We start from the raw sequence: 14,658 nt of genomic DNA on the forward strand, positions 1-14,658 counted from the left end.
CGTGGTCCGGTCGATCCGGTCACGGGATCAACCGGCCTCGCCCGAGACGAGATAGCGCAGCGAGGTGATGATGCGCCCGAACACACCCTGACGCTCGACCGAGGCGGCGGCGACCAGCGGCACGGTGATCATGGGCATGTCCGGGGCCGAGATTTCGAGATGGGCGATCGGATCGCCCGCCGCGATCGGCGCCGGCACCGGCCCGTCGTAGACCGCCTTCACCACCATGCGCGCGCGATCGACCCGGCGCAGGGTGACGTCGGCGTCGGCGGCCACGGTCAGGGGCACGGTCTCTTCCTCGCCCTGCCAGACGCTGGCCTCGGCCAGGACGTCGCCCTTCTTGGCCATGGTGTAGGTCTGGAACTCGCGGAAGCCCCATTCGATGATGCGGGCGGATTCATGGGCCCGTTCCTGGGTCGAGGTCAGGCCGTTGATGACCAGCAGCAGGCGCCGTCCGTCGCGGATGGCGGAGCCGACGAGGCCATAGCCGCCCTCGTCCGTATGACCGGTCTTCAGCCCGTCCGCGCCCGGCACCACGCCCAGCAGGGGATCGCGATTGGCCTGGGTGATGTCGGAATAGGTGAAGCTGGTTTCGGCGAAGAGCGGGTAATACTGCGGGAATTCCTTGATGATCCGCTCCGCCAGGGTGGCGAGATCGCGCGCCGTCATGCGGTGCTGCGGGTCCGGCCAGCCGCTGGCATTGCGGAAGGTGCTGCTCTTCAGGCCGATTTCCTTGCCCTTCACGGTCATCTGGGCGGCGAAGGCTTCCTCGGTCGAGGCCAGGCCCTCGGCGACGACGATGCAGGCATCGTTGCCGGACTGGACGATGATGCCGCGCAGCAGGTCCGAGACCGAGACCCGGCTGCCGACATGGACGAACATCTTGGACCCGCCCATGCGCCAGGCCTTTTCCGAGACCGGCAGCGTGTCCTCCATCGAGATGGCGCCCTTGGCCAGCTTCTCGAACAGGATATAGAGCGTCATCAGCTTGGTCATCGACGACGGCACCATCAGTTCGTCGGCGTTCTTCTCGAACAGGATGGTGTCGGTCGAGAGATCGACCAGGATCACCTCCCGGCCCGGCGTCTCCAGGGCCTCGGCGCGCGCGGGGCCGGCGGGACCGGCCAGCAGGGCGGCGCAGAAGGCGGCGAGCAGAAGCAGGCGGGCGGAAAGGCGCGACATGGGTCGGTTCTCCGTTGATCTGGTCCGGCGAGTTGGATCACCCGACACGGACTGGGTTACTCGACGAGGATTCGGGCGCCGGTCTCGCCCGAGGCGATGATCTGATCGAGGACGATGTCGGCCTCGTTCACGTCGCGCAGCGGACCGACCCGCACACGATAGAACAATTGGCCGTCCACCGTCGCCCTGGTGATGAAGCTGCGGCCGTAGCGCGACAGTTTCGCCCGCAGCCGTTCCGCATAGGCGACGTTCAGGAAGGCGCCGGCCTGGATATAGATCGCCGTCGGCCGGGCCGCGCCCTGGGTGACCACGGCGGGCGGCGGCGTGCTCGGCACGGTGTGGACAGGGGTCGGCGCCGGCGTCGGCTTCGGGGCAGCCGGCACGCCGCCGGTGCCGCGCGCGCCCGGCGGCGGCTCCAGCGGCCGGGCCGTGACCTCGCCCACGGGGGCGGCGGCGGCGGCGGTCCTCTCCTCCGGCGTGGTGGTCGGCACCGGCAGGGTGCTGACGCCCGGCCGGCCCTGATCGTCGACCACCTGGACGCGGACGCGCGCGGTGCCCTGGTTCTGGAAGCCCAGCAATTGGGCGGCCCGGCGCGACAGGTCGATGATGCGGCCGTTGACGAAGGGCCCGCGGTCGTTCACCCGCACCATGATGGAGCGGCCGTTCTCGAGATTGGTCACCTTCACGTCGACCGGCAGTTGCAGCGTCTTATGGGCCGCCGTCATCTCGTTCATGTCGTAGATTTCGCCGATCGCGGTCTTGCGGCCGTGGAACGGCTCGCCGTACCAGGACGCGATGCCGGTCTCGTCATAGGACCAGTCGATGCGCGGATAATACCAGACGCCCTTGATCTGATAGGGCCGCAGGGTCGCCTCGACCACGCCGGGCCGGGTGGTCTGCTCCTGCTCCTTCGTCCGGGCGCAGGCACCAAGGGTGAGCGCGAGCGCCAAGACCAGCATGATCGGGCGAAGGGGCACGGCGGACATCAGATGGGCGCTCCGGCTGGCGGCGGGGAGATTCGGGACATCGAAGGACAGATACGCTCCCTGCCTACCGCATTTGGCGTCTCTTGTGCAGACCCCCTCAACATCTTCGCGAATTCGCCCTCTCGCTTTCGGCTCAGGGTCCGATCGAATCCGCCAGCGACAGCACCGACATGGCGAAATAGGTCGAGCGGTTCCAGCGCATGATGACGCGGAAATTCTCGTAGACCAGCCAATAGCGCCCCTCGTCCCCCGGATTGATCAGGGAGGCGGTCATATCCACAGCCGGCAGATCGCCGCCGTCGGCCCGGCGCACCCCCAGCGCCTGCCATTCGGCGAGGCTGCGGCGGGTATCGAGGGTGACGAGGTCGCGCGGCAGGCCGGCGGGAATGGCGACCGGCCGGCCCCAATGCTCGCCCGCCACCCAGCCGTTCTGCTTCAGGTAGTTGGCGGCTGAGGCGAAGACGTCGGCCCTGGTCGACCAGATGTCGCGGTGGCCGTCGCCGTCGAAATCGACCGCCCATTTCAGATAGGAGGACGGCATGAACTGGCTCTGCCCCATGGCCCCGGCCCAGGAGCCGATCATCTTCTCCGCGCTGAAGCCCTCGCGCTCCATGATCAGCAGGGCGTTGGTCAGCTCGCCCCGGAAGAATTCGGCGCGCCGTCCCTCATAGGCCAGCGTCGCCAGGGAGCGGATGACGGAAAAACCGCCCTGATTGGCGCCGAAACTGGTCTCGATGCCCCAGAGCGCCACGACGACCTTGGCCGGCACGCCATAGGTCGCGGCGACCGAGGCCAGCACCCCGGCATTGTCCGCCATGAGCTGGCGGCCCTTGGTGATGCGGCCGCTGGTCACCGTGTTCTGGAAATAGCGACTGAAGGTGACGCGGCCTTCCGGCTGGCGCCGGTCCAGTTCGACCACCCGGGGATGGGGCGTCACACCGGCGAAGGCACGGTCCAGGGTCGCCTGGGAGATGCCCTTGGTCAGCGCCTCCGCCTTATAGGCCGCGAGCCAGATGGCGAAGCCCGCCGCGTCCAGGTCGGGGGCGGCGGGCGGTGCGGCCGGTTTCGGGCTCGGCATCGGCACATCGGCGCCCGGCACGGTGGCGGTCCGGGCCGGCGCGGTCGACGGCGCGCCGGCGCAGGCGCCCAGCGCCAGGACGAGGGAAAGCACAAGGGTGCGGCGGTTGTGCCGCCAAAGGCCGGTCACGGTCTTCATCATCTCGCTCGAATCGCTGCAACATCCTGTTTGCCACGAAAGGGCCGACAGGGCCATGGTGACACCCGATGACGACGCCCGCTTCTCCACGCCCTTCCCTCACCCGCGACCTCGACACGCTGTTGCGCGCCAAGCCGATCACGGCGGCGGACCGCGCGGCGGCGGCGCTCTTCGTCCTCGACGCGCTCGCCAATGCGCTCGCCGGGCGAACGACCGAGGCGGGCGCCGTGCTGACCGACTGGGCGGGGGCGGAGACGCGCGATACCGGCGGCCGCGCCTTCGTCTTCGGCGCGCTCACCCATATTCTCGAAGTCGACGACCTGCACCGCGCCTCCGTGGTCCATCCCGGCTGCGTGGTGGTGCCGGCGGCGCTGGCGCTCGCGACCCGGCTGGAGGTCTCGGGCCACGCCTTTCTCGATGCCGTGCTCTGGGGCTTCGAGGCCGCCTGCCGGATCGGCGCGGCGGTCGGCCCGGCGCATTACCGGATCTGGCACAATACCGCGACCTGCGGGCCCTTCGGCGCGGCGGCGGCCTGCGCCCGCCTGCTCGGCCTGAACGGCGACCAGATGGTCGATGCCCTCGGCAATGCCGGCAGCCAGTCGTCCGGCCTCTGGCAGTTTCTCGAGACCGGCGCCATGACCAAGCATCTCCATGCCGGCCATGCCGCCGCCGCCGGCGTCCTCGCCGCCGATCTCGCGGCGCGCGGCTTCTCGGGCCCGCCCCGCATCCTCGAAGGCGAGAAGGGCTTCTTCGCCGCCGCCTGCCCGGACGCCGATCCCGCCGCCGTGCTGGCCGGGCCCGAGGCCCCCTGGGCCCTGCACCAGACCTCGATCAAGCCCTGGCCCTCGTGCCGCCACACCCACCCCGCGATCGACGCCGCCCTCGAACTGGCGCCCAAAATCGCGGGCCGGGACATCGCCGCCATCACCGTCGCCGCCTATCCCGCCGCAATCGACGTCTGCGACCGCCCGGCGCCGGCAACGCCCTATGAGGCGAAATTCTCCCTCCAGCACTGCGTCTCGGCGGCGCTTCTCGACGGCAGGATCGATTTCGAGAGTTTCGAAGCGCCGGCGCGCGAACGCCACTCCACGCTTCGCCCCCGAGTCATCCTGCGCGCCGGCAACCGCGAGACGGCCGCCTATCCGACCGCCTGGGGCAGCACGGTCACGGTGACGCTCGCCGACGGCACCGACCTTTCGGCCGCCCGCGAACACGCTCTCGGCGATCCGGAAAACCCCCTGAGCCGCGACGCCCTGATCGAAAAGGCCCAGATGCTGCTCGCCAAGGCCGGCTTCGGCCGCGCGCTCGCCAAGGGCCTCACCGCCGGCATCCTCGCCTTCGCCGCCGACGGCCCCCTCCCCGACTTCGCCCCCCTGGTCGGCCTTGCGTAGGATCGACGCCGCCACAGCCTCCTTGCGAAGCCCGCGCCCCCGAGGCTACAAGAACGCCCACGGTTGGGTGGCCGAGCGGTTTAAGGCTCTAGTCTTGAAAACTAGCGACGGGGCAACCCGTCCGTGGGTTCGAATCCCACCCCAACCGCCAGCCTTTTGATAGTGATGGGCATATGTAAGCGGCGGCCAAGTTGCAAATAGGCGCTAGCCCGGTGTGCGGCTTTTGTCAGCAGGAGGGTAGGCCCGAGTAGGCGCATCGGGATCAATTACGCCCCACCTACTCTTTTCATAGTCAAGCAATGGCCTCCCCAATAAAGAAATTACGCCACTTTCTTTATTTGGCCAATAGACGCCAACCGGAACAGCATTTGCGTGTTCATAGATCTTAACAATTTGAACAGGTCCGCCAACGCTCTGGTATTTTTTACATCTTATTATATCCCTTAGAATTTCAAATGGTTCCATATCAAATGAACCGGAAGTCAATTTTCCATTTTTCCTTAATAAGGAAATAATCATATCATTGGCAACATTTCGAACATCCTTATCGCCTATTATTGATATAAATTTATGAGAATTTCCCCCCTGACCTCTTTTCCATTCATGTATTGGTCGAAATGTGAATTTATCAATAGTTTGGTTGTAGTGAAGCTTCCAAGCTCTAAAATTTTTATCCCTCCAAGAATACCCACTTAGCATAAATTCGACTTCCGGCTTATCCGGTAATTTTTGCCCCCGAGGAAGACCTGTTATAAATTTTCTAGAATGATTAAAAATTCTAAGCAAATGACCCTTCAATTCAGCAAGATCAAGGACTCTATTTTCTGCCGGCTCGTACATTTTAATAGAATTATAAGCCTGCAATATTAACGGATATGCATCGGATGTGCTTCCCGCAAATGATATTACGGCGTCTGTCCTCGGCAATAGTATAATTTTTGGGTTCGAATCCCAATATTGCCCGCCAGATAGACGACTATCAGATGCAATAATTAACTCCCGTATCCCGCCGACGGCCCGTACCCACACCATTCCAAGTGTCATGCGTCACCACATTTGCATCATGGCAAAGAGTATCGATGTCTAAAAGTTGCAACGCAATAGCCCCTTACACCATGCGCGATGGCCGTGCGCTGCGATGACATTTAGAAGCTCAGCCGTGCCACACCCCATTAATCTCCCATCCCCTCAGAGCGTTGACCACAGCGGCCATGTCGCGCTGGTCCAGCTTGCAGGCATCGATGTCGATCTGCACATGGGCGGCAAAGGCATCGAAGCTGCCATAGGCCAGCACGATGAGCGATGCTGGCGAGCTTGTCTGTTCAAGCCGGCGCACCTTCAAGGCCATGGCCCTGACGCCTGCCATGTAATCAGCCCTTGCTCGATCGTTTCAAGGCAGGGCCAACAACCTCTACTGCGAGGGTCAGGTTCAGGGCGGTCATCCGGCGCCGCTCTTCCCTCACCTCGAAGTGGCGTTCGACCAGCCGTGCCCGCTCTTGAGGGGTCAGCGGGTTTGGAGGCGTCGGGTTGTTTTCGTTCATTATGCACTCCTGATGCCGGCGACCGGCTTTAGGTTGGCCAGGAGTCGCGCCGCCTTGAGCCTGACCGAAGAGTCCGGGCAGTCGCGAATGACGTCCAAGCAGGTAGCCACAATCAAGGCGTGGTCATCGGCGCCAGCCTCATAGGCCGTAATCGGCAGCAAGGTGGCCGTGCTTTGAAGGCGTATGTCGCCGCCCCAATCGCCGTTCGCCCGGTCCTGCTGCTCCATGAGTTCGAGCGCCAGTTCGCGGGCTCGGGCCATGCTCTCTTTCAGCGTGCCCAAGTGGACGTCGTAAGCCTTGCCGCCGCTGAGCAGGATCCTGACAGCCACGGCGCCGGGCCTAGCCGGCAGCACATACAGGCGATTCATGCGATCCATCCCGGTCCACCACTGTGTCATGGCGCTTTCTCCTCCAGCGCGGTAATGCGCTGTTCCAGAATCTCGACGGCCCGCACGGCGCTGAGCGAGCCAATGGCCTCGATGATCGACCTCCCCGCGTGGGGGGCGACCTTGCCCTCAGCCATCGCCGCGAGCACCTGTTCGACCTGTTGGGCAGCCGGGGCCGTGGCGTCGAAATCGAACTCAACCCGTTCCATCTGCGAACGCAGCGCCGAGGCCACCGGGTCGAGTTGGGCAAGCGGCGTCATCGCGGTTCATCCCCGCGCCTGCGGGGAACACTGGAGCCTCAGATGGTCGTGCGCCAATCACGACGGTTCATTCCCGCGCCTGCGGCCCCCCCCCCACCCGGCGTGCGGAAAATCGTGATCGGTTCATCCCCGCGCTTGCGGGGAACACACCATTTATAAACTATTGCCGGAAAAGGAAATTTACGATGGCAAAGAGCGTACCGGCATTCTTGCGGCATCCAGCCCCCTTGATCTCGTCCGATCGGGGCGGGCTGGAGGGCCGTCGGCGGGCGGATCCGAAATCGTCGCGACCGACGGCGCCGTGGTGACGATCCGCTGATCCGGCGACATGAGGCCGGGGACGCGTTGATCGTCACGGTTTCATGGCGCGTCCCGGAGAAGCCTATCACGCGGGCAGCTCGGCCGGGACCATGACCTGGACATCGGCCTTGCCCGCATCCCGGCCGATGGCGTAATTGCGCTGCGGGCCGACGCCCCACCTCCCCGCGCCCGGCCGACCCGAGGGCATATCCCACCTTGTACGGATCGAGACGCCCGAAGACGACATGGAGGTCGGGGTCGGTGGGGGCGCGGGCATTGCGAACGATTGCGCGACATAGGGCCGCCAAAAAACATCATGGCGGGTATCGAAGACGGAAGATCACCCGCCCTCAATCAATCGCGCTGCCCCGGTAGAGCCGACGCAGGGCGGCGATCATGTCTTCGAAGCCGCGGTCGAAGGCGGCGCAGGCCGCCTCGGTCGGGGCGAGATAGACGGATTTGCCCCGGCGCTCGCGGCGCAGGAAGCCGGCGGCGACCAGACCGCCGGTCTTCCGGTGCAGGGTGGCGATCGGCAGGTCCAGCGCGGCGGCCAGCGCGCTCAGGTCATAGGGCCGGTTCTGCAGCCGGCCCTGGACCACGGTCCGCACGATCAGGGCATCGACCGGCTTGCCCCACATGGCGCTTTCGAGGGCGTGGAAGCGGTTGAGGCATTCGATGATCTGGTCCTGGACCTCGGCGCGGACACGCCGGCGGAGATCCGCCGTCATGCCATCCTCCATGGCCGCCACGGGCCCGCCGTCATCCAACTTGGTCATCCCCCTCACCTTTCCACTTCGGAAAGTTCGCCGCTGGGCCGGATGGTGGCGGCTGGGTCATTACTGTCGGCACCATCGACCGCAATCAAGGGCTCGCGATGACCGTCCCCGTCCTGACCATCCCCGTCCTGGCCGTTCTGGGCTTTGCCGTCTGGACCCTGTTGATCCTGTTCGGCACCGTCGGTGTCTATCGCTGGCGCCGCATCCTGACCGGGCGAACCCGCATCGGCCAATGGACCGCCGACCCGGACGGCGGCACGGGGGTCTATCCCAGGGCGATGCGGGCGCATATGAATTGCATCGAGAACCTGCCGGTCTTTCTCGCCATCGTCTTCGCGGTCGATCGCGCGGGGCTGGCGGCACCGGCCCTCGATACGCTTGCCCTCACCGTCCTCGGCGCCCGCATGGCTCAGAGCACCGTCCACATCGCCCTCGCGCCGAGCGACGGCGCGGCCTATGCCCGTTTCGGCTTCTATTTCGTGCAGATCCTGGCCATGTTCGCGATGGTCGCGATCCTGATCGCCGCCCTTTGACGCCAAGGACGAGGTGATCCCATGCGTCCATGGTCGGAGCTTTCGGACAAGGAACAGATCGCGCTTCGCGAGGATTATGCGAAGGATCCCTTCTGCCTGACCGGTACCTGTTCCCTCGAGGCCAAGACGGAGGATTTCACCCGCTGGCTGGCGGCGCGCGGCGTGCTGTTCCGTGTCGAGGATCTGCATCCCGGCAAATAGGCCCGAACGGCGAGCCTTTCGCCGGAACCGGCCTCCCCCCGCACCCATCGGGGGGGAGGCCGGCGCCTTGTCACGCCACGTCGAAACGGTCGGCGTTCATGACCTTGGTCCAGGCGGCGACGAAGTCCTTCACGAACTTCTCGCCGGCGTCGTCCTGGGCGTAGACCTCGGCATAGGCGCGCAGGATGGCGTTGGAGCCGAACACGAGGTCGACGCGGGTGGCGGTCCATTTCGCCGCGCCGGTCTTGCGGTCGACGATGTCGTAGGTACCGTCGCCCTTGGGCTTCCAGGCATTCCCCATGTCGGTCAGGTTGACGAAGAAGTCGTTCGTCAGGGCCCCTTCCCGATCGGTGAACACGCCGTGCCTGGTGCCGCCCGCATTGGTGCCGAGGACCCGCATGCCGCCGACCAGGGCGGTCATTTCCGGCGCGGTCAGGCCCATGAGCTGGGTGCGGTCCAGCATCAGCTCTTCGGGCTTCACCACATAGTCCTTCTTCAGCCAGTTGCGGTAGCCGTCGTGGATCGGCTCCAGCGGCGCGAAGCTGTCGCCATCGGTCGTCTCGTCGGTGGCGTCGCCCCGACCCGGTGCGAAGGGCACGGCGACGTCGAAGTCGGCGGCCTTGATCGCCTGTTCCAGGCCGACATTGCCCGCCAGCACGATGACGTCGGCGACGGAGACGCCGGTCTCGGCCGCGATCGGCTCCAGCACCGACAGCACCTTGGCGAGGCGCGCCGGCTCGTTGCCTTCCCAATCCTTCTGCGGGGCCAGACGCAGGCGGGCACCATTGGCGCCGCCGCGCATGTCGGAGCCGCGGAAGGTCCGGGCGCTGTCCCAGGCGGTGGCGACCATCTCGGCGACGGAAAGACCGCTCGCCGCGATCCTGGCCTTCACCGCGCCGACGTCATAGTCGGTCCTGCCGGCGGGCACCGGATCCTGCCAGATCAGATCCTCGGCCGGCACGTCCGGGCCGAAGTAGCGCGCCTTCGGGCCCATGTCGCGGTGGGTCAGCTTGAACCAGGCGCGGGCGAACGTATCCGAGAAGTATTCCTGGTCCTTCATGAAGCGGAGCGAGATTTCGCGATAGATCGGGTCCACCTTCATGGCCATGTCGGCGTCGGTCATCATGGGGTTGTGACGGATCGAGAAATCCTCCACGTCGACCGGGCGGTCTTCCTCCTTGATGTCCACCGGTTCCCACTGGTGAGCGCCGGCCGGGCTCTTGCGCAGTTCCCATTCATGGTTGAACAGCATCTCGAAGAAGCCGCCGTCCCATTTGGTCGGATGGGTGGTCCAGGCGCCCTCGAGGCCGGAGGTGACGGCCCAGCGGCCCTTGCCGGTCTGGTTCGGGTTGGCCCAGCCGAAGCCCTGTTCCTCGACGTCCGCCGCCTCGGGCGCGGGGCCCAGCAGGGCGGCATCGCCGTTGCCGTGGGTCTTGCCGACGGTGTGGCCGCCGGCGGTCAGCGCCACCGTCTCCTCGTCGTTCATGGCCATGCGGGCGAAGGTCTCGCGCACCTGGGCCGCGGTCTTCATCGGGTCCGGCACGCCGTTCACCCCTTCGGGGTTCACGTAGATCAGGCCCATCTGCACCGCCGCCAGCGGATTTTCCATGGTCGTCGGATCGTCGAGGTTGCCGTAGCGGCCGTCGCTGGGCGCCAGCCATTCCTTCTCGCTGCCCCAATAGGTGTCCTTCTCGGGGTGCCAGATGTCCTCGCGGCCGAAGGCGAAGCCGAAGGTCTTCAGACCCATGGATTCATAGGCGATTGTGCCGGCCAGGATGATCAGGTCGGCCCAGCTCACGGCATTGCCGTATTTCTTCTTGATCGGCCACAGCAGGCGCCGCGCCTTGTCGAGGCTGACGTTGTCGGGCCAGGAATTCAGGGGCGCGAAGCGCTGGTTGCCGGTGCCGCCGCCGCCACGGCCGTCGGCGATGCGATAGGAACCCGCCGCGTGCCAGGCCATGCGGATCATCAGGCCGCCGTAGTGACCCCAGTCGGCCGGCCACCAGTCCTGGCTGTCGGTCATGAGGGCATGGAGATCCTTCTTCAGGCCTTCCACATCGAGGGACTTCAGCGCCTCGCGGTAATCGAAATCCTTGCCCAGCGGATTGGTCTTGGTGTCGTGCTGGTGCAGGATGTCCAGGTTCAGGGCGTTGGGCCACCAGTCCATCACCGACTGGCCGACATGGGTCGTCGCGCCGTGCATCACCGGGCATTTGCCGGCCGACTTCAGATCATTTCCATCCATCATACCCTCCGTATCCTTGGCCGCTCTTCCCTCTTGGCGCGTACAATCGACCGTCTCGTTGCGCGCCGGTCCGCCGAGGCAGCCACCGGTTGTCACCGGCCTACCTGCGACTTACGATCATTCAGATATCACCTAAAACTAATAATGAAAATTTGCCTTTCCAAATGAGAACGATATGCTGGGCTTATGATAAATATCTCCATGAAACATCTGCGTTATTTCGAAGCGCTGGCACAGCACGGCCATTTCGGGCGCGCGGCGGAAGCCTGCGCGATCTCCCAGCCGGCGCTGTCCCTGCAGGTGAAGGAACTGGAGGAGATCCTGGGCGCGCCCCTGGTCGAACGCGGCGGCAAGCAGATCCGCCTGACCAGTCTCGGCGAAGCCTTCGCCGATCATGTCCGCGGCATCCTTCAGGCCGTCGACGAATTGGGCGACCTGGCGCGGGCCTCGAACAGTCCGCTGGCCGGACGGCTGCGCATCGGCGTCATCCCCACCGTGGCGCCCTATCTGCTGCCCCGGGTGATCAAGGACCTGATGGCGCAATATCCCGGTGTCGACCTGCACCCGCGCGAGGCGGTGACCCAGAAGCTGATCGAGGATCTGACGGCTGGGCGGCTCGACACCGCCATCGTCGCCCTGCCGATCTCCGAACCGTCTCTTCATGAAATGCCCCTGTTCGACGAGGAATTCCTGCTGGTCCGGCCGGCGGAGGACGCCGGGCGGCCGGTGCCGGGCCCCGACAAGCTACGCGAAATGCGCCTTCTCCTCCTTGAGGAGGGTCATTGCTTCCGCGACCAGGCGATTTCATTCTGCAAGATCTCGCCGTCGCGCTCCCGCGACCTGATGGAGGGGAGCTGCCTGACCACCCTCGTGCAGATGGTCGGCGCCGGCATCGGCATCACCCTGATCCCCGAAATGGCGGTGACGATCGAGACCCGCTCCGCCGCCGTCTCGGTCGTCCCCCTGTCGCAGCCGCGCCCGGCGCGGACCATCGGCATGGTCTGGCGGAAGACCAATCCCCTGGCGGAACAATTCGAGGAAATCGCCGGGATCGTCCGCCATGCCGGGCGCCCCAACGGCTTCGGCGCGCACTGAGGATTCCGCTGGCGGCCGGCGGCGACCGGGCCATGGCGCGCTTCAAACTGCCGCAGCCGGCGATTGGGACCAATTTTCCTAAAATCTCATGTTATTAATGTTCCAACCGCGACAGGCCGAACGCAATGGGCCGAACGTGAGCGCGGAGCAACCGTAGGAGCCCGATTCCAGGCGGAATCGCCGCCTCCGGCGGGAGGAAGACATGAGACGAGCGATGACGAAGCGCCTCGGCTTCTTCATGGGCGTTCTGCTGCTGGGGTCGTTCCCCGCCCTCGCCCAACCAGCCGACGGCACCACCGCCGCGCCGGGTACGAGCACGGCCGACCATTCCCTGTTCGAGATCCTGCAACAGGATTTCAAGTCGGGGCCAGAGGTGACGGCGGCCTGCCTGACCTGCCATACCGAAGCCGCCGACCATGTGATGGATTCGATCCACTACACCTGGGAATTCCCGCATCCCACGACCGGGCAATTGCTCGGCAAGCGGCACGTCATCAACGCCTTCTGCGGCAATGTCGTCGGTAACGAACCGCGTTGCACGTCGTGCCACGCCGGCTATGGCTGGACCGACATGCATCGGCCGCCGCCGCGCCAGTCGACGGCCGTCGACTGCCTGGTCTGCCACGACCGTTCCGGCGCCTATGCCAAGCTCTCCACCGGCGCGGGCCATCCCCCGATGTCGACCAGGGGCGAGACCATCACCGGCGCCCCGGCGAAGCCCGTCGACCTGAGAACGGCGGCGCTCGGGGTCGGCCTGCCGGGGCGCGACAATTGCGGCCAGTGCCATTTCTACGGCGGCGGCGGCGACAATGTGAAACATGGCGACCTGTCGTCGGTGCTGGTGGAACCGACACGCGCCGTCGACGTCCACATGGACGCGGACGGGTTGAACTTCGCCTGCAGCGTCTGCCACGTGACGCGTTCCCACAAGTGGGCCGGCTCGCGCTATGCCATGCGGGCCAGCGACCCGGAAGGCACGGGCCTGCCCGGCCAGCGCCGCGACGTCGCGACCTGCGAAAGCTGCCACGGCGCAGCCCCCCACCCCGCCGACCTGACCCCTTCCGGCCTGATCGGCGTCAAGATGAACGACCACGCCGGGACCGTGGCCTGCCAGACCTGCCACATCCCGACATTCGCGCGCGGCGGCGTCGCCACCAAGATGAAGTGGGACTGGTCCACCGCCGGCCGCCTCGAGGACGGCAAGCCGATCTCGACCGAGGACTATACCCAGGGCGACGGCCAGCACCGTCACACCTATCTCTCGACCAAGGGCGATTTCGAATGGGGCGAGGACGTGGTGCCCCATTACGCCTGGTTCGACGGCCAGATGATCTTCACCACCGGCGACCAGACCATCGACCCGGCCCAGGTGGTCGAGGTCAACAGCTTCGAGGGCGCGCGCGACGACGGCGTCAGCCGCATCTGGCCCTTCAAGCGCATGGACGGGCGCCAATCCTATGACGCCGGCTATTCGAAGCTCGCCTACAGCCACGTCTGGGGCCCGACCACCGACACCGCCTATTGGACCAATTTCGACTGGGGCAAGGCGATCGAGGCCGGGATGAAGGCGGCCGGCATGCCCTATTCCGGCGAATACGGCTTCGTCGACACCCATTACTACTGGCCCATCACCCATATGGTGGCACCGGCCGAAGCGGCGCTGGCCTGCGACGCCTGCCATGCCGAGGGCGGGCGTCTCGACGGGCTTCCCGGCGTCTATGTGCCGGGCACCAGGCCCCTCGGCCTGCCCGTCGTGCTCGGCCTGCTGCTGTTCGCCGGCACGCTCGCCGGCGTGATGCTTCATGTCGCCCTGCGCCTGCTGACCGGGAGGGCCCACCATGACTGAACGTGTCGTCCGGATCTATTCGCGCTTCGAACGCTTCTGGCACTGGAGCCAGATGGCGCTGATCTTCGTCCTGCTGTTTTCCGGACTTCGGGTCAGCGGGGTGCATCGATTGTCGTCGTTCGAGACGGCGGTGACGGTCCATACCGGCGCCGCGCTCGTCCTGATCGTGCTGTGGCTGTTCGCCATCTTCTGGCATCTGACCACCGGCACCTGGCGCCATTACGTGCCCACCTCGCGCGGGCTCTTCGCCGTCGCCCGCTTTTATGCCTTCGGCATCTTCAAGGGCGAGCATCATCCCTATCGCAAGGCCTATTGGCGCAAGCACAATCCCCTTCAGGCGCTGACCTATCTCGCCCTGAAGCTCGTGCTGTTCCCGGCGATCTGGCTCAGCGGCCTCGCCTATCTCCTCTACGGGCTCTGGGACGGCGTGCCCGAGGCATCGGACTATCTGGCGATCGTCGCCGGCATCCACGTCTTCACCGCCTTCGTGATCGCGGCTTTCATCGTCGCCCATGTCTATCTGCTGACCGTCGGCCATTCCTTCCGCGAGCACGTGGCACCGATGATCACCGGCTTCGACACGATCGACCTGACGCCCGAGGAAGAGGCCTATCTCGAAGCCGACAAGCCCTGCAGCCTGAAATAGGCGCCCCTTCCTTCCGGGGGTTGGCCGCGCGGCCAACCCGGCGTAGTCCTTGAC

At 65.7% G+C, this 14,658-nt stretch carries 16 protein-coding genes and 1 tRNA gene; 7 read left to right on the forward strand and 10 right to left on the reverse strand.

Translation table 11 applies throughout. The annotated features are described in order from the left end of the window. Nucleotides 1–27 precede the first annotated feature (27 nt). The 3 genes from L2U69_RS04390 to L2U69_RS04405 all read right to left on the reverse strand — a co-directional run bounded on the left by L2U69_RS04390 (nt 28) and on the right by L2U69_RS04405 (nt 3,387). Entirely contained in the window at nt 28–1,182 is a 1,155-nt protein-coding gene (locus tag L2U69_RS04390; RefSeq protein WP_236105338.1) for a D-alanyl-D-alanine carboxypeptidase family protein, read from the reverse strand. A gap of 56 nt (nt 1,183–1,238) precedes the next feature. Then, the gene (locus L2U69_RS19225) at nt 1,239–2,168 is read right to left on the reverse strand and encodes a septal ring lytic transglycosylase RlpA family protein (RefSeq protein ID WP_329605363.1); all 930 of its coding nucleotides are present in this window, start codon (nt 2,166–2,168) and stop codon (nt 1,239–1,241) included. 133 nt (nt 2,169–2,301) lie between these two features. Then, a complete protein-coding gene (locus tag L2U69_RS04405; RefSeq protein WP_236105339.1) occupies nt 2,302–3,387 on the reverse strand; it encodes a lytic murein transglycosylase in 1,086 nt (361 codons plus the stop codon). 65 nt (nt 3,388–3,452) lie between these two features. On the opposite strand from L2U69_RS04405, the gene L2U69_RS04410 reads away from it, so the two are divergent. Both L2U69_RS04410 and L2U69_RS04415 read left to right on the forward strand, forming a co-directional pair. Then, complete coding sequence (locus L2U69_RS04410) at nt 3,453–4,775, forward strand: MmgE/PrpD family protein (RefSeq protein WP_236105340.1); 1,323 nt, start codon at nt 3,453–3,455, stop codon at nt 4,773–4,775. Between the two features lie 61 nt (nt 4,776–4,836). Further along, nucleotides 4,837–4,926 (forward strand) — tRNA-Ser (locus L2U69_RS04415). A 53-nt stretch (nt 4,927–4,979) separates the two neighbouring features. Here L2U69_RS04415 and L2U69_RS04420 read toward each other — a convergent pair. The 6 genes from L2U69_RS04420 to L2U69_RS04445 all read right to left on the reverse strand — a co-directional run bounded on the left by L2U69_RS04420 (nt 4,980) and on the right by L2U69_RS04445 (nt 8,038). After that, complete coding sequence (locus tag L2U69_RS04420) at nt 4,980–5,819, reverse strand: hypothetical protein (RefSeq protein WP_236105341.1); 840 nt, start codon at nt 5,817–5,819, stop codon at nt 4,980–4,982. A 109-nt stretch (nt 5,820–5,928) separates the two neighbouring features. Continuing rightward, entirely contained in the window at nt 5,929–6,123 is a 195-nt protein-coding gene (locus L2U69_RS04425; protein WP_236105342.1) for a hypothetical protein, read from the reverse strand. A gap of 22 nt (nt 6,124–6,145) precedes the next feature. Continuing rightward, entirely contained in the window at nt 6,146–6,316 is a 171-nt protein-coding gene (locus tag L2U69_RS04430; protein WP_236105343.1) for a hypothetical protein, read from the reverse strand. Continuing rightward, nucleotides 6,316–6,714 carry a hypothetical protein gene (locus L2U69_RS04435; RefSeq protein WP_236105344.1) on the reverse strand — a complete coding sequence of 133 codons (399 nt, stop codon included), beginning with the start codon at nt 6,712–6,714 and terminating at the stop codon, nt 6,316–6,318. Before L2U69_RS04435 ends, L2U69_RS04430 begins: the two co-directional genes overlap by 1 nt. Then, the gene (locus L2U69_RS04440) at nt 6,711–6,962 is read right to left on the reverse strand and encodes a hypothetical protein (protein ID WP_236105345.1); all 252 of its coding nucleotides are present in this window, start codon (nt 6,960–6,962) and stop codon (nt 6,711–6,713) included. The genes L2U69_RS04435 and L2U69_RS04440 overlap by 4 nt, the downstream gene beginning before the upstream one ends. A 650-nt stretch (nt 6,963–7,612) precedes the next feature. Further along, a complete protein-coding gene (locus L2U69_RS04445) occupies nt 7,613–8,038 on the reverse strand; it encodes a helix-turn-helix domain-containing protein (RefSeq protein WP_236105346.1) in 426 nt (141 codons plus the stop codon). A 98-nt stretch (nt 8,039–8,136) separates the two neighbouring features. On the opposite strand from L2U69_RS04445, the gene L2U69_RS04450 reads away from it, so the two are divergent. Both L2U69_RS04450 and L2U69_RS04455 read left to right on the forward strand, forming a co-directional pair. Continuing rightward, complete coding sequence (locus tag L2U69_RS04450) at nt 8,137–8,571, forward strand: MAPEG family protein (RefSeq protein WP_236105347.1); 435 nt, start codon at nt 8,137–8,139, stop codon at nt 8,569–8,571. Between the two features lie 21 nt (nt 8,572–8,592). Further along, the gene (locus tag L2U69_RS04455; protein WP_236105348.1) at nt 8,593–8,772 is read left to right on the forward strand and encodes a hypothetical protein; all 180 of its coding nucleotides are present in this window, start codon (nt 8,593–8,595) and stop codon (nt 8,770–8,772) included. 70 nt (nt 8,773–8,842) lie between these two features. Here the strand turns inward: L2U69_RS04455 and katG are convergent, their stop codons facing one another. Continuing rightward, entirely contained in the window at nt 8,843–11,017 is a 2,175-nt protein-coding gene (katG, locus tag L2U69_RS04460) for a catalase/peroxidase HPI (RefSeq protein WP_236105786.1), read from the reverse strand. A gap of 201 nt (nt 11,018–11,218) precedes the next feature. Between katG and L2U69_RS04465 the strand changes: the two genes are divergently transcribed. The 3 genes from L2U69_RS04465 (at nt 11,219) to L2U69_RS04475 (ending at nt 14,604) form a co-directional block, all read left to right on the forward strand. Beyond that, nucleotides 11,219–12,112, forward strand: a complete 894-nt coding sequence (locus L2U69_RS04465) for a hydrogen peroxide-inducible genes activator (RefSeq protein ID WP_236105349.1) — start codon at nt 11,219–11,221, stop codon at nt 12,110–12,112. Between the two features lie 202 nt (nt 12,113–12,314). Next, on the forward strand, nt 12,315–13,958 hold the full coding sequence (locus L2U69_RS04470) for a tetrathionate reductase family octaheme c-type cytochrome (protein WP_236105350.1): 1,644 nt from the start codon (nt 12,315–12,317) through the stop codon (nt 13,956–13,958). Next, the gene (locus L2U69_RS04475; protein WP_236105351.1) at nt 13,951–14,604 is read left to right on the forward strand and encodes a cytochrome b/b6 domain-containing protein; all 654 of its coding nucleotides are present in this window, start codon (nt 13,951–13,953) and stop codon (nt 14,602–14,604) included. Before L2U69_RS04470 ends, L2U69_RS04475 begins: the two co-directional genes overlap by 8 nt. The last annotated feature ends 54 nt before the right edge of the window (nt 14,605–14,658 follow it).

It is taken from the genome of Zavarzinia marina (assembly GCF_021568905.1).
GTDB classification, from domain to species: Bacteria; Pseudomonadota; Alphaproteobacteria; order Zavarziniales; family Zavarziniaceae; genus Zavarzinia; species Zavarzinia marina.

What these genes read in the sequence shown, in the direction of transcription:
- L2U69_RS04390 (WP_236105338.1), bottom strand. Translation starts at nt 1,182, where the DNA reads ATGTCGCGCCTTTCCGCCCGCCTGCTTCTGCTCGCCGCCTTCTGCGCC.
- L2U69_RS19225 (WP_329605363.1), bottom strand. Translation starts at nt 2,168, where the DNA reads ATGTCCGCCGTGCCCCTTCGCCCGATCATGCTGGTCTTGGCGCTCGCG.
- L2U69_RS04405 (WP_236105339.1), bottom strand. Translation starts at nt 3,387, where the DNA reads ATGATGAAGACCGTGACCGGCCTTTGGCGGCACAACCGCCGCACCCTT.
- L2U69_RS04410 (WP_236105340.1), top strand. Translation starts at nt 3,453, where the DNA reads ATGACGACGCCCGCTTCTCCACGCCCTTCCCTCACCCGCGACCTCGAC.
- L2U69_RS04420 (WP_236105341.1), bottom strand. Translation starts at nt 5,819, where the DNA reads ATGACACTTGGAATGGTGTGGGTACGGGCCGTCGGCGGGATACGGGAG.
- L2U69_RS04425 (WP_236105342.1), bottom strand. Translation starts at nt 6,123, where the DNA reads ATGGCCTTGAAGGTGCGCCGGCTTGAACAGACAAGCTCGCCAGCATCG.
- L2U69_RS04430 (WP_236105343.1), bottom strand. Translation starts at nt 6,316, where the DNA reads ATGAACGAAAACAACCCGACGCCTCCAAACCCGCTGACCCCTCAAGAG.
- L2U69_RS04435 (WP_236105344.1), bottom strand. Translation starts at nt 6,714, where the DNA reads ATGACACAGTGGTGGACCGGGATGGATCGCATGAATCGCCTGTATGTG.
- L2U69_RS04440 (WP_236105345.1), bottom strand. Translation starts at nt 6,962, where the DNA reads ATGACGCCGCTTGCCCAACTCGACCCGGTGGCCTCGGCGCTGCGTTCG.
- L2U69_RS04445 (WP_236105346.1), bottom strand. Translation starts at nt 8,038, where the DNA reads ATGACCAAGTTGGATGACGGCGGGCCCGTGGCGGCCATGGAGGATGGC.
- L2U69_RS04450 (WP_236105347.1), top strand. Translation starts at nt 8,137, where the DNA reads ATGACCGTCCCCGTCCTGACCATCCCCGTCCTGGCCGTTCTGGGCTTT.
- L2U69_RS04455 (WP_236105348.1), top strand. Translation starts at nt 8,593, where the DNA reads ATGCGTCCATGGTCGGAGCTTTCGGACAAGGAACAGATCGCGCTTCGC.
- katG (WP_236105786.1), bottom strand. Translation starts at nt 11,017, where the DNA reads ATGGATGGAAATGATCTGAAGTCGGCCGGCAAATGCCCGGTGATGCAC.
- L2U69_RS04465 (WP_236105349.1), top strand. Translation starts at nt 11,219, where the DNA reads ATGAAACATCTGCGTTATTTCGAAGCGCTGGCACAGCACGGCCATTTC.
- L2U69_RS04470 (WP_236105350.1), top strand. Translation starts at nt 12,315, where the DNA reads ATGAGACGAGCGATGACGAAGCGCCTCGGCTTCTTCATGGGCGTTCTG.
- L2U69_RS04475 (WP_236105351.1), top strand. Translation starts at nt 13,951, where the DNA reads ATGACTGAACGTGTCGTCCGGATCTATTCGCGCTTCGAACGCTTCTGG.